Consider the following 12,424-nt stretch of genomic DNA (forward strand, 5'->3'; position numbering starts at 1 on the left):
CAGGCATAGATGAGCGCGCTTACCTTATCGGCGGATGAGAAATCCGTCCTCGGCTGGATAGACGGGCAAGGCGATTCCATGATCGCCACCGTCCGGCGCTGGGCGGATATCAATTCGGGCAGCCGCAATGCGGCAGGACTGGAGGCGATGCAGGCCGAGCTGAAGGACGCGTTCTCACGGCTCGACGCCCGTATGGAAACTGTCGAACTGGCGCCATCTGAAACCGTCAAGCCCGATGGCGAGATCAGGCCGGTGGAGTACACGCCCGCGCTGAAAGTTTCGGCTCGCCCCGATGCGCCGGTGCGCGTGGTACTGACGGGTCATTCGGACACGGTTTTTGCCGCCGATCACCCCTTCCAGACCTGCCGTGATGTGGACAGTGATACGCTCAACGGTCCCGGCGTGGCGGATATGAAGGGCGGGCTTCTGGTCATGCTGCATGGCCTGCTGGCGCTAGAGCGCAGCCCGTGGGCGAAGGATCTGGGCTTTGACGTGCTTATCAGCCCGGATGAGGAAATCGGCTCGCTCGGCTCCGGCCCGGTGCTGGCGGCGCTCGGTGCCAAGGCCCATGTCGGCATGACGTATGAGCCCGCGCTGGCTGACGGGTCTCTGGCCGGCGCGCGCAAAGGCTCGGGCAATTTCTCCCTGCGGGTGAAGGGCCGGGCTGCCCATGCGGGGCGAGAGCATCATCTGGGCCGCAACGCCATTGTCGCCGGGGCGGCCTTCGCCAAGGCGATAGACGGGCTCAACGGCCAGCGTGAAGCGGTGACGATCAATGTCTCGCGCATTGATGGCGGCGGCGCGCCCAACGTGGTGCCGGATATGGCCGTCGTTCGCTTCAATGTACGCGTGGGTGATGAGGATGATGCGCGCTGGGTGCTTTCCGGTCTTGAGAAGGCGGTAGCCGAGATCAACACACGCGACGGCATCATGGCCGATCTGCATGGCGGGTTTACCCGCCCGCCCAAGCCGATGACGCCGGCAAACCTGCGCATGTTTGAATGGACGCGTGAGGCGGGCCGCACCATCGGCCTGGACCTGAAATGGAACCCGACCGGCGGTGTCTGCGAGGGCAATAATCTGTGGGCATCAGGCTGTCCGAATGTGGATACGCTTGGCGTTCGCGGCGCTGATATCCATTCAGACCGGGAGATCGCCAAGCTCTCAAGTTTCACCGAGAAGGCGAAGCTGTCGGCGGTCATGCTGATGAAATTTGCCAAAGGCGAGTTCGATGCCCGCGAGGCGCGGGCGCTCGCCCGTGCCCTTTAGGAACAGGAATATACGGCCATGTTGATGGTGCGTTCGGCGCGTAGCGCGGATCATTCATCCTTTACCGCACTGGCTGCCTCGGCCGGGACGGGCTTTACCAGCCTGGCCGTCAGCGCCGATGCGCTGGCTGAAAAGCTCAGCCGCGCTGAGCAGGCGTTTGCCGGGAAAATCCCTGACCGTTCCGACGCGGCCTATCAGCTGATGCTGGAGGATACCGAGAGCGGAAAGGTGCTCGGCACGGCGGCGGTCAAAGCCGCAGTAGGGATCAAGAAGCCGTATTTCGACTTCAAGATCATGACCTTCGCGCAAGCGTCCAAGGAGGCGGGCCAGCGTTTCGACATGGAAGCGATGATGCTGGTCAATGATTTTGCCGGTTGCACCGAAGTTGGCTCGCTCTTCGTGTCGGACGCGGCGCGCGGGCGCGGGGCAGGGCGGCTGATGGCGCAGTCACGCTATCTGCTGATCGGCGCAGACCGGTCGCAGTTCGGCGAGCGCGTGGTGGCAGAATTGCGCGGCGTCGTCGATGAGGCGGGCGAGTCCGTTTTCTACAACCACGTCACCCGGCCCTTCTTCCGCATGACGTTTGACGAGGCCGACCGGATGAGCGCCTCGACCGACAACCAGTTCATTCTCGATTTGATGCCCACCCATCCGATCTATCTCGATCACTTGCCGCCGGGCGTGCGTGAGGTGATGGGCAAGACCCATCCGCACGGCGTGAACGCAAAGCGGCTGCTGGAGTGGGAAGGGTTCGAATATCACCGCTATGTCGATATTTTCGATGGCGGCCCGCTGGTGGACTGCCCGGTGGAGCGTATCCGCACGCTGCGCGAAAGCCGGGTGCTGACGGTCGGCGAGGCCGGCGGTGAGACGGTAGAGGCGATGGTCTCCACCGACCGGATGGATGATTTCCGCCTCGTCAGGTGCGAGGTCCGCGTCAGCGAGAACACGGTCGCGCTGGGTGATGACGTGCGGCGCGCGCTCGATCTGGGCGATGGGAACACAGCAAGAGTATGGGTGAATACATGAGCGGCAACAGCCTCTTTATCGACGGCGAATGGGGCAAGGGCGCAGGCGAGGCCTTTGCCTCTCTGGATCCCGCGAGCGGCGAGACGGTGTGGAGTGGCAATGCTGCCGCCCCGGCCGATGTGCGCGCGGCTTTTGCCGCGGCCCGCGCGGCATTTGCCGATTGGGCGCTGACAGACTTCGACACCCGCCGCGCCATTGTGGAGCGCTTCGGCGCGATCCTGGTCGAGCGCAAGGATGCGTTTGCCGAGCTGATCTCTCGCGAGACGGGCAAACCTTTATGGGAAGCGCAAGGCGAGGCTGGCGCGATGGCCGGCAAGATCGCCATTTCGATCAAGGCGCGCGAGGAGCGGGCTGGGCGGCGCGTGGAAGCGTCCGAGTTTGGCGAAGCCGTGCTGGACCACAAGCCGCTGGGCGTGTTGTTCGTGCTGGGGCCGTACAACTTCCCCGGCCATCTGCCCAATGGCCATATCGTACCTGCGCTGCTGGCAGGCAATACGCTGGTCTTCAAACCCTCCGAGCTGACGCCCGCCACGGCTGCGCTGATGGTGGAATGCTGGGAGGCGGCGGGCGTGCCCGCAGGCGTGCTCAATCTCGTTCAGGGTGCGCGCGAGACCGGCGCAGCCGCGCTGGATGATGCGGAGCTCGACGGCGTGCTTTTCACCGGCTCCTGGACGACGGGCGCCTTCATCCACAGAAAGTTTGCCGGGCGCACCGGCATCCAGCTCGCGCTGGAAATGGGCGGCAATAATCCGCTCGTGGTCTGGGATGCGAAGGATTCCGACGCGGCGGCCCGCATCGCCATCCTCTCGGCCTATATCAGCGCGGGCCAGCGCTGCTCGTGCGCGCGCAGGCTTATCGTGCCGGAGGGCGCATCCGGTGATGCGGTGGTCAGCGCGGTTGCGGACATGGCCGCGCGCCTGACCATCGGGGCGTGGAATACCAATCCTGAACCCTTCATGGGGCCGCTGGTGACGCCGCATGCCGCTGATGCCGTCATCAAGGCGCAAGTTGATCTGGCTTCGCTCGGCGGCAAGGTGCTGCTGGAAGCAAAGCGGCTCGATGCCGGCCCCGCCTTTGTCAGCCCCTCACTTATCGATGTGACCGGCCTTGAAACGCCCGATCACGAGGTCTTCGGTCCGCTATTGCAGGTGCGCCGGGCGAAGAGCTTTGAGGATGCGCTCAAAGTGGCCAACAACACCGCCTATGGCCTTGCTGCAGGGCTGGTCAGCGATGATGCGGCTCTGTGGAAGGGCTTCTGGGCGGGTTCGCGCGCCGGCATCGTCAACTGGAACCGGCCCACCACAGGAGCTGCGTCCTCCATGCCGTTTGGCGGGCCGGGCCAGTCCGGCAATCTGCGCCCCAGCGCGTATTATGCGGCGGATTACTGCGCCTATCCGGTCGCGACACAGGCCGCGCCTGAGCTTGCGCCCCTGCCGGTGAAAGGCATCTGATGAGTGCCGTGGAAGCCAATTTCGACGGGCTGGTCGGCCCGACGCATAATTATGCCGGCCTCGCCGAAGGTAATCTCGCCAGCGCGAAGAATGCGGGCAATATTGCTGCTCCGCGCGCCGGTGTGCTGGAGGGGCTGGCCAAGGCGAAACGCCTTGCCGATGCCGGGCTGGTGCAGGGCTTCCTGCCGCCGCATGAGCGCCCCTTCATCCCCGGCCTTCGCGCGCTGGGCTTTACCGGCAGCGACGCCCAAGTCTGGGAGAGCGCCTTTCGCCGCGCGCCGGTGCTGGCGCGCAATATGGCTTCGGCAAGTCCGATGTGGGCGGCCAATGCGGCCACTGTTTCGCCCAGCGCAGACACGGCAGATGGCCGGCTGCATATGAGCGCGGCCAATCTTCTCTCCACCCTGCATCGCTCCATCGAGGGGCCGCAGACGGCACGGGCCTTGCGCGCCATCTTCCCCGATGACAGCCGGTTTGCGGTGCATGACCCGCTGCCGATGCAGGCCGCCTTTGGCGATGAAGGTGCGGCCAATCATGTGCGCCTGTGCGCCGAGCATGGCGCGCCGGGCGTGGAAATCCTGGTCTATGGGCGTGATGCGTTTGAAAGCTGGCAGGCGCGCTTTCCGGCCCGCCAGACCAAGCAGGCGTGTGAGGCGATTGCCCGCCGCCACGGGCTGGACCCTGAACGCACCGTCATCGTGCGCCAGTCGCGCGCCGCCATCGAGGCGGGCGCCTTCCACAATGATGTGGTGTGTGTCGGCAATGGCCCGGTCCTGTTTTTCCACGAGCTGGCATTCGAGGACACTGAAGCCACGCTCGATGCTATCCGCGCGGCGGCCAAGGGGCTGTTTGATCCGGTCTTCGTGGAAGTGCCGGAGGCCGATGTACCGATTGGCGATGCGATAACCAGCTACATCTTCAACTCACAGCTCTTGAGCTGGCCGGGCGAAGACCGCATGGTCTTGCTAGCCCCCACAGAGACCGAAGAGACCGCCTCCACGCGGCGCTATTGCGAGCGCATGGTGGCAGGCAACGGCCCGATAGGGCGCGTGGACTTTGCCGATGTGCGCCAGTCGATGAGGAATGGCGGCGGACCGGCCTGCCTGCGCCTGCGTGTCGTGCTGACTCCGGCGCAGCTCAAGGCGGTAAATCCGGGCGTGATGCTCGATGACCGGCTGTTTGCCGCGCTGACGGACTGGGCGAAGACCCATTACCGTGAGAGCCTTAGCCTGACGGAGCTGACCGATCCCGCGCTGGTGGATGAAAGCCGTGCGGCGCTGGATGCGCTCACGCGCATCATGGGTCTGGGCGGCGATTTCTACGATTTTCAGCGGGCCTAGACAGGCGGCTTTAGAGGTCAAAAGTCCCGACCACGGGCACGTGGTCGGAGGCTTTTTCCTTGCCCCGCACATCCTTGTGAATCTCGATGGATTTCAGGCGGTCAGCGGCCTGCGGCGAGCACAGAAGGTGGTCGATGCGGATGCCGTTATTCTTCTGCCACGCACCGGCCTGATAGTCCCAGAATGTGTACTGGTGCGCGCGGCCATCGAGATGCTGGAAGGCTTCGGTAAAGCCCAGCCATTGCAGCGCGAAGAAGGCATCGCGGCTGGCCGGCAGGGTCAGCGCATCGCCCTCCCAGGCGGCCGGATCATGCACATCGGCATCGCGCGGAATGACATTGTAATCGCCCGCCAGAACCAGCGGTTCTTCATAGGTCAGGAGCTTCGCCGCGTGCGCGTGCAGGCGCGCCATCCATTCCAGCTTGTAATCGTATTTCGGCCCCGGAGCCGGGTTGCCATTGGGCAGATAGATGCACGCCACGCGCACCGGGCCACCCGGCGCGCTGATGACGGCCTCGATATAGCGGGCCTGTTCTTCCTCGCCATTGCCGCCGGGCAGGGCGCGCTCGGCCACTTCCTCGATAGGAAAACGTGAGAGCAGGGCGACGCCGTTATAGCTCTTCTGACCCACCGTCTCGATATTATAGCCCAGCCGCTCGATCTCCTCGCGCGGGAAGCCCTCATCCTGACATTTGATCTCCTGCAGGCAGGCGATATCGGGCTTTGCCTCGCCCAGCCATTCGAGCACGTTGGGCAGGCGCGCCTTGATGGAGTTCACATTCCATGTGGCGATTGAGAGAGTCATGCTAGACTGCCTTGGTCGAGGGTTGGGTATTTCAGGCTGATCGGGGCCGGACATGAACGCAGACCCGGTGGACGACATTTCCGGCCGGCGCCGGCGCATCACCTTTCTAGCAGTTCTCACCCTGTTGCTGGCAAGTGTGGCTGCAGCGGCGGTCGCGCTGTTCGGCGCGGCGACAAGCGCCGCATCGATGATGGCCTATTCCGGCGCGGTGGAAAGCGGTGCGGACCGCGATCTCATGCGTGTGGTGCTGTATTTCCTGCTGGCCGGACCGTTCGTGGCCGGGGCAGGGCTTCTCATCGGCTGGATCGTGTTCTGGACGCGCAGGCCCGGCGCAGGCGTGGCGTGGGTCTTCCTGCCGTCCCTTCTCTGGGTGGGCCTTCTGACCGGGTATATGTGGGCGATCTCAACCTTCTGCGCGGGGGAGTTCACGTGCGGGGTTTAGGGGGGCTGAGGACTCCCATTCCTGTCATGGCCCGGTTTATCCGGGCCACCCATGCCTCTGGTCTTCCAGCATGATCGTTCTTCTCAGGCATGGGTTCCCCGGACCTCGCTGCGCTCGGCCGGAAGATGACAATGGTTGGACCCCTAAAACCCCTCAAAGCTCGCAAATTCATCCACGTCCGCGCGCCGTGTGCGCAACTGGTTCACCTTCGCGTTTTTGTCGGCATGGCCGAGCGCCAGCCCGCAATAGACGATCTGGGGCTTCTCGATACGAAGCGCCTTTGCCACGGTTTCGCAATGCACCGTCCACGCTTCCTGCATGCAGGTGGCAAGGCCCTTGGCCTCAGCGGCGAGGCAGAAGCTCATCATGAACATGCCTAAGTGCGCCCACTGATTGGGGTTCATGCGCTCATCGATCGAGAAGAACACGCCCACCGGCGCGCCGAAGAAATCATAGTTCGCCATCAGGTGCGCCAGGCGCGCGCCCTTGTCCTCGCGCGGAATGCCCAGAAGCTCATACATGTCCTCGCCGACCTGAAAACGGCGCGAGCGATAGGGCTCCCAAAGGCTTTCCGGATAGACCGGGAAGGCGGATTCGTTGGTGAAGGGATCGGTGGAGAGCTTTTTCTGTACCGCGTCGATCACGCGCTGGCGGGCAACACCGGCCACCACATGCACCTGCCAGGGCTGGAGATTGCCGCCAGAGGCCGACCAGCGCGCGGCGTCGAGAAGTTCGCGCACCTCCGCCTCGCTGACCGGCGTATCCAGAAAGGCGCGCGTGGAAATGCGGCGCTTCAGAGCGTCGATAACGTCCATGGTTCAGCCCCCGGAAAGTTATGGAGAAATCAGATCGAAAAGCTCGTCCCGCAGCCGCAGGCAGCCGTCGCGTTGGGATTGTGGATGCGGAAGGACGCGCCGATCAGCTCGTCGACATAATCGATCTCTGATCCTTTGAGGAAATCCACGCTCATCGTGTCGACGAGTACGGTGGCACCGTCGCGCTCGATGGCGAGATCGTCGTCGCTGCGCTCGCTCTCCAGATCGAACTGGTAGGAAAAGCCGGAACACCCGCCGCCAATCACCGAGACGCGCAGGAACTGCTTGTCCTGGCCTTTCAGGATCTGAAGGATCCGGCGGGCGGCTGTCTCTGACAGGCTGATCTGGGCTTCGCTCATGGCGTTCAACGGTTCCCGACTGGCAATACACCCGATATATGGACGTAGAGGGCCGCCGATGGAAGGGCTGGCCCCGTGAAGGAGTGATGTTGATGGTGTTTGTCCGCGCGCCCTATGCCTGCGATCCGGCGAAAACGCGCGGGCGGCTGCACCACCAGGCCGAGAGCGCGACGCGCTCGGCTTTCCAGCGTGACCGGGACCGCATCATCCACTCCACGGCCTTTCGCCGCCTTAAAGAGAAAACGCAGGTTTTCGTCGCCCATGAGGGCGATCATTTCCGCACCCGCCTGACCCATTCGCTGGAAGTCTCCCAGATTGCCCGCACGCTGGCGCGCGCCCTGCAGGTTGATGAGGACCTCGCGGAAGCCGCCGCACTCGCCCATGATCTCGGTCATCCGCCCTTTGGTCATTCCGGCGAGGACGGGCTTGCCGACGCGATGAAGGGCTTTGGCGGGTTCGACCACAACGCCCAGACGCTGCGCGTCATCACCCTGCTGGAGCGGCGCTATCCCGAATTTGACGGGCTGAATCTGGCCTGGGAAACTCTTGAGGGCGTCGTCAAGCATAACGGCCCGTTGATGAAGAAGGGCGATGATCCGGCGAAGCTGCCCTGGGGCTTTACCGCCTATGAGGACTGGCGCGGGCTGGAGCTGCACACCCATTCCTCGGTTGAGGCCCAGATTGCCGCCCTGTCAGACGATATCGCCTACAATAATCACGATATTGATGACGGGCTGCGCGCCGGGATTTTGAAGCTCGACGAGGTGATGGAATTGCCGCTGGTGGGCGATGTGTTCCGGGCCGTGCGTGAGCAATATCCCGATATCGGCACCAGCCTGACCATTCACGAGGCGATCCGCCGCCTCATTGGGCTGATGGTCAATGATGTGCTGGAGGAAACCCGCGCGCGGCTGGCGGCTTCGGGCGTGGATAGTCCCGAAGCGGTGCGCGCGCTGGACCACCCGGTGGTCAGCTTTTCTGAGACCATGCTGGTGCAGCTGTCGGCGGTGCGCCGCTTCCTCTACGCAAACATGTATCTGCAATACAAGGTCAAGCGCGCCAAGGAGAAGGGCAAGCGGATCGTGAGAGAACTGTTTGAGGCATTCCTCAATGATCCTGCCCTGCTGCCGACCGAGTTCCACCGGCAGGCCGATACGCCCGGCAGTCCGGAGACGGCGCGTGTGGTGTGCGACTACATCGCCGGGATGACAGACCGCTATGCGATCGATCAACATCGCCAGCTCTTCCACGTGGAAGCCTGGCGCTGAAACCTGTGGAAGCTGCGCGCTGCACCCGCGCATGGCCGGCCACTAATTGATACTCTGTTAACCAGAGGCGCGTGCACTGATTCGCGCCCATCGCCGTCAACGGGAAAACCATGCCCTCTCGGGACCGAAACTCGACCGATTACGATCCGGACGCCTACGACACGTTCGATGCCCGCGATGACGGGCAGGGGCGGCGCGGGCCAATCCTGCTGCTGGCCGCCGCCATCGTGCTGGTGCTGTTCCTCGGCGTTGTCTGGAGCGCGTATAATCTGGGCGTGCGCGAGCGTAATACCGCGCCCATCCTGACCGCTGACAGCCAGCCCTGGCGCACCGCGCCGGAGGATCCGGGCGGGTTTGAAACGCCGGGTCAGGACATTGAAGCCTATGCCCTGCGCGAGCGTGAACGCGGCGCGGTCGAGACGGTGGAAATTGATCCGGCTGTCCGGCCCGGCCCGGAAGAGCCGGTGGTCCAGCCGGAGCGTCCGGCCCTGACCGTTGAGACCGAAGATGCCGACCGGCTGGCGCTGCCACGTGAGGAGGGGCCGCGCGAGGAAGCCACTGAACCGGGCGAGCCGGTTGTCGAGGACACACCGCCCGAACCGGAAACGCGCCAGCCCGCAGAGCGCCCCGCAGAGGAGCGCCAGCCTGCGCGCGAAGAGCCGCGTCCGGCCCCGCCGGCCACCAGCGCCAGCGGCAATTTCGTGGTGCAGATCGCCGCCTTCCGCACGGTCGAGGAGGCCGAAGAGGCGTGGATATCGTTCGTGACCCGCTTTCCTGATCTGGCGTCCGGGCGGAACCCCTCCATTGTCGAGGCCAATCTGGGCGCGCGCGGCATTTATCACCGTCTGCGTATTGCCGCGTTTGAAACGCGCGATGACGCCTCGCGCTATTGCCAGACGCTTTCCTCGCGCGGGCAGGACTGTCTGGTGGCGGCCCGATGAGCGTGACGGCGGCTATATACGGCCTGATGGGTGAAAGCCTGACGCCGGAGGAGAAAGCCTTCTTCCGCGATGCGGACCCGTGGGGCTTCATCGTCTTTGCCCGCAATATCGACCGGCCAAAGCAGATCATCCGGCTGATGGGCGAGCTGCGCGATTGTGTGGGCCGCGATGCGCCGATCTTCATCGATCAGGAGGGCGGGCGCGTGCAGCGCCTCAAAGCCCCGCTCTGGCGCGCTGCGCCGCCTGCTGCGCGCTTTGGCGAGCTGTGGGATCGTGAGCCGGAACTGGCGCTGGAGGCTGTGCGCCTGAACCACCGCCTGCTGGCGCAGGAGCTGCGTGATCTGGGCATTGATTGCGACTGCGCGCCGGTGGTCGATCTTGCCGTTCCCGGTGCCGACGCGGTGATTGGCGACCGTGCTTTTCACGCCGAACCCGGCCCGGTTGCCGAGATGGCGCGCGCGGCGCTGGCGGGCCTGAAGGATCAGGGCGTGGCCGGTGTCATCAAGCATATACCGGGGCATGGCCGCGCGGATGCCGACAGCCATTTTGCGCTGCCGGTCGTGCGCGAGGATCACGAGACCTTGCACGAAACCGATTTTGCCGCCTTCAAGGGCGTGGCGGAAATGGCGGCAATGGCGATGACGGCCCATGTCACCTACACCGCGATTGACCCGGAAAACTGCGCCACGCTCTCCAAAGACGTCATCGCGCAGATTATTCGCGGCGAGATGGGCTTTGACGGCCTGCTGATGAGCGATGATCTCTCCATGAAGGCGCTCGACGGCACGCTGCGCCAGCGCGGCGAGCGGGCGCTCAGCGCGGGCTGCGACATGCTGCTCCACTGCAATGGCGAGCGCGCAGAGATGGTGGAGGTGGCACACGCCGCCATCACGCTCTCCGGCAAGGCGCTGGAGCGGGCAAAGGCGGCCGAAGAGGCGCGCGGTACGGCCCAGGGGCTGGACGCTGCCGCCACCAATGACGCCATGGCGCGCTGCTTTATCGAGGCCGGGCTGGAGGCACCAGCACCGTGAGTGATCTGTTCGAGGAAGATGTCCGCTTTGAAGCGGCAGGCGAGGCCGAGGACACGGGCAGCGCGCTGATCCTCGATATCGAGGGCTGGGAAGGCCCTTTGCACCTGCTCTTGCACCTGGCGCGCAAGAACAAGGTGGATCTGGCGAAAATCTCCATCCTGGCGCTGGCTGAACAGTATCTCGTTTTCATCGAGGCGGCACGCGAGAAACGCCTTGATATTGCGGCTGATTATCTGGTCATGGCGGCGTGGCTCGCCTATCTGAAGTCGCGCTTGCTATTGCCGAAACCGCGCCCGGAAAGTGATGAGCCGGAGCCGGAAATGATGGCGGCTGCGCTCGCCTTCCGGCTGATGCGTCTTGATGCGATGCGGGCGGGCGGGGAAGCGCTTTACGACCGGCATCTCTTAAAGCGCGATGTGTTCGAGCGCGGTGCGCCCGAAGGCGTGCGCTCCATCCGCGCACCACAATACGAGGCGAGCCTGTTTGACCTCTTGAAAGCCTATGCCGGTACGCGCGAGAAGTTTGCCTTCTCCACCTATGAGCCGGAAAAGCCGAAGGTTTACAGCCTGGAAGCGGCCCGCGCGCGCCTCAGCCTGCTCTCAAAGCGCCTGACGGGCTGGGAGCGGCTGGACAGCCTGTTGCCGGGCGCGGACGAGCTGGGGCCGGATGCGCCGCCGCCGCAATCGCTGATGGCGTCCTCGCTGCTGGCGGCGCTGGAAATCACCAAGGATGGTGAGGCGGCGTTGCGTCAGGAGGCGGTCTACGGCCCGATCTGGATGCGCGGGCAGGAGGGGCGTCCATGAGCGATCCGATTGCCGAAGCGATTGCCCGCCTGCGCGCGCGCCAAGGCCCGCAGGGCGGGGACGGGCAGGCTGGTCCGCATGCTGTCGCCGAACCCTCGCAGCAGGCCCTGCGCATGGCCGAGGCGCTATTGTTTGCCGCATCCGAGCCGCTGGACGCTGAAACGCTGGCCGCGCGCCTGCCTGCGGGCACTGACATTCCCGCCACCATCGCCGCCCTGCAGGAGAAATATGCCGATGCGGGTGTGCGGCTGAGCGAGGTGGGCGGGCGCTGGCGGTTTGAAACCGCGCCGGACCTCGCCCATTTGCTGGCGGAAATCCGCGAGGAGCCGAAAAAGCTCTCCCAGGCCGCGCTGGAGACGCTCTCCATCATCGCCTATCACCAGCCGGTCACGCGCGCCGAGATCGAGGAGATACGCGGTGTTGCCGTCTCCAAGGGCACGATCGATCTCCTGTTTGAGCTGAAATGGATACGCCTGCGCGGCCGCCGCCGCAGTCCGGGCCGTCCTGTCACCTTCGGCACGACCGACGCCTTCCTTGAGTATTTCGGCCTCGCTGCGATCACTGATCTGCCGGGGCTGGGTGATCTGAAGGCCGCCGGGCTGCTCTCCTCACGCCTGCCGGCCAATTTCGATATTCCGGACCCCGCCCGGCTTGCCGATAACGAAGACCCGCTGGACGATGAAGACAGCGCACACTTCCATCTCGACTTCCTTGAAGGCGCCGAGGACGAGCGCGAGGAGTAGGGGGTAGTCGCCCTGATCCTTCGAGACGCCCTTCGGGCTCCTCAGGATGAGGGCGTGGAGCTTTTCCCTCATCCTGAGGGCGAGCGAAGCGAGTGTCTCGAAGGATCAGGGAAAAGCAACGGGCCAGC

Annotated in this window: 13 protein-coding genes; 10 read left to right on the plus strand and 3 right to left on the minus strand. The window is 64.5% G+C overall.

Going from position 1 to position 12,424, the window contains the following annotated elements; genetic code table 11:
• Positions 1–9: 9 nt before the first annotated feature.
• From ACQ5ID_RS02445 to astB, 4 genes are read left to right on the plus strand one after another with little or no spacing between them, the layout of a single operon-like run.
• Positions 10–1,269: a hydrolase gene (locus ACQ5ID_RS02445; RefSeq protein WP_429910891.1), complete on the plus strand. Its 1,260-nt coding sequence runs from the start codon at positions 10–12 to the stop codon at positions 1,267–1,269.
• Between the two features lie 18 nt (positions 1,270–1,287).
• Complete coding sequence (locus tag ACQ5ID_RS02450) at positions 1,288–2,298, plus strand: arginine N-succinyltransferase (RefSeq protein WP_429910892.1); 1,011 nt, start codon at positions 1,288–1,290, stop codon at positions 2,296–2,298.
• The gene (gene astD / locus ACQ5ID_RS02455; RefSeq protein WP_429910893.1) at positions 2,295–3,749 is read left to right on the plus strand and encodes a succinylglutamate-semialdehyde dehydrogenase; all 1,455 of its coding nucleotides are present in this window, start codon (positions 2,295–2,297) and stop codon (positions 3,747–3,749) included. The genes ACQ5ID_RS02450 and astD overlap by 4 nt, the downstream gene beginning before the upstream one ends.
• Complete coding sequence (gene astB / locus ACQ5ID_RS02460) at positions 3,746–5,089, plus strand: N-succinylarginine dihydrolase (RefSeq protein ID WP_429911150.1); 1,344 nt, start codon at positions 3,746–3,748, stop codon at positions 5,087–5,089. The genes astD and astB overlap by 4 nt, the downstream gene beginning before the upstream one ends.
• A 10-nt stretch (positions 5,090–5,099) precedes the next feature.
• On the opposite strand, the gene ACQ5ID_RS02465 is transcribed toward astB, so the two are convergent.
• On the minus strand, positions 5,100–5,894 hold the full coding sequence (locus ACQ5ID_RS02465; protein ID WP_429910894.1) for an exodeoxyribonuclease III: 795 nt from the start codon (positions 5,892–5,894) through the stop codon (positions 5,100–5,102).
• Between the two features lie 52 nt (positions 5,895–5,946).
• Here ACQ5ID_RS02465 and ACQ5ID_RS02470 point away from each other — a divergent pair, with 52 nt between their 5' ends.
• Positions 5,947–6,336: a hypothetical protein gene (locus ACQ5ID_RS02470; RefSeq protein ID WP_429910895.1), complete on the plus strand. Its 390-nt coding sequence runs from the start codon at positions 5,947–5,949 to the stop codon at positions 6,334–6,336.
• A gap of 143 nt (positions 6,337–6,479) precedes the next feature.
• Here the strand turns inward: ACQ5ID_RS02470 and ACQ5ID_RS02475 are convergent, their stop codons facing one another.
• Positions 6,480–7,151 (minus strand): nitroreductase, encoded by a 672-nt coding sequence (locus tag ACQ5ID_RS02475; protein ID WP_429910896.1) that lies wholly within the window; start codon positions 7,149–7,151, stop codon positions 6,480–6,482.
• A gap of 29 nt (positions 7,152–7,180) precedes the next feature.
• Positions 7,181–7,510: an iron-sulfur cluster insertion protein ErpA gene (gene erpA, locus ACQ5ID_RS02480; protein WP_429910897.1), complete on the minus strand. Its 330-nt coding sequence runs from the start codon at positions 7,508–7,510 to the stop codon at positions 7,181–7,183.
• A gap of 86 nt (positions 7,511–7,596) precedes the next feature.
• On the opposite strand from erpA, the gene ACQ5ID_RS02485 reads away from it, so the two are divergent.
• The 5 genes from ACQ5ID_RS02485 (at position 7,597) to scpB (ending at position 12,296) form a co-directional block, all read left to right on the plus strand.
• Positions 7,597–8,778, plus strand: a complete 1,182-nt coding sequence (locus tag ACQ5ID_RS02485) for a deoxyguanosinetriphosphate triphosphohydrolase (RefSeq protein WP_429910898.1) — start codon at positions 7,597–7,599, stop codon at positions 8,776–8,778.
• 110 nt (positions 8,779–8,888) lie between these two features.
• Positions 8,889–9,719: an SPOR domain-containing protein gene (locus ACQ5ID_RS02490; RefSeq protein WP_429910899.1), complete on the plus strand. Its 831-nt coding sequence runs from the start codon at positions 8,889–8,891 to the stop codon at positions 9,717–9,719.
• A complete protein-coding gene (gene nagZ / locus ACQ5ID_RS02495; protein ID WP_429910900.1) occupies positions 9,716–10,750 on the plus strand; it encodes a beta-N-acetylhexosaminidase in 1,035 nt (344 codons plus the stop codon). The genes ACQ5ID_RS02490 and nagZ overlap by 4 nt, the downstream gene beginning before the upstream one ends.
• Positions 10,747–11,553 (plus strand): segregation and condensation protein A, encoded by an 807-nt coding sequence (locus ACQ5ID_RS02500; protein WP_429910901.1) that lies wholly within the window; start codon positions 10,747–10,749, stop codon positions 11,551–11,553. Before nagZ ends, ACQ5ID_RS02500 begins: the two co-directional genes overlap by 4 nt.
• Positions 11,550–12,296, plus strand: coding sequence for an SMC-Scp complex subunit ScpB (gene scpB, locus ACQ5ID_RS02505; protein ID WP_429910902.1), 747 nt, complete (start codon positions 11,550–11,552; stop codon positions 12,294–12,296). The genes ACQ5ID_RS02500 and scpB overlap by 4 nt, the downstream gene beginning before the upstream one ends.
• Positions 12,297–12,424: the final 128 nt, after the last annotated feature.

The sequence above is a fragment of the Glycocaulis sp. genome, from assembly GCF_050485565.1.
Classification (GTDB): domain Bacteria; phylum Pseudomonadota; class Alphaproteobacteria; order Caulobacterales; family Maricaulaceae; genus Glycocaulis.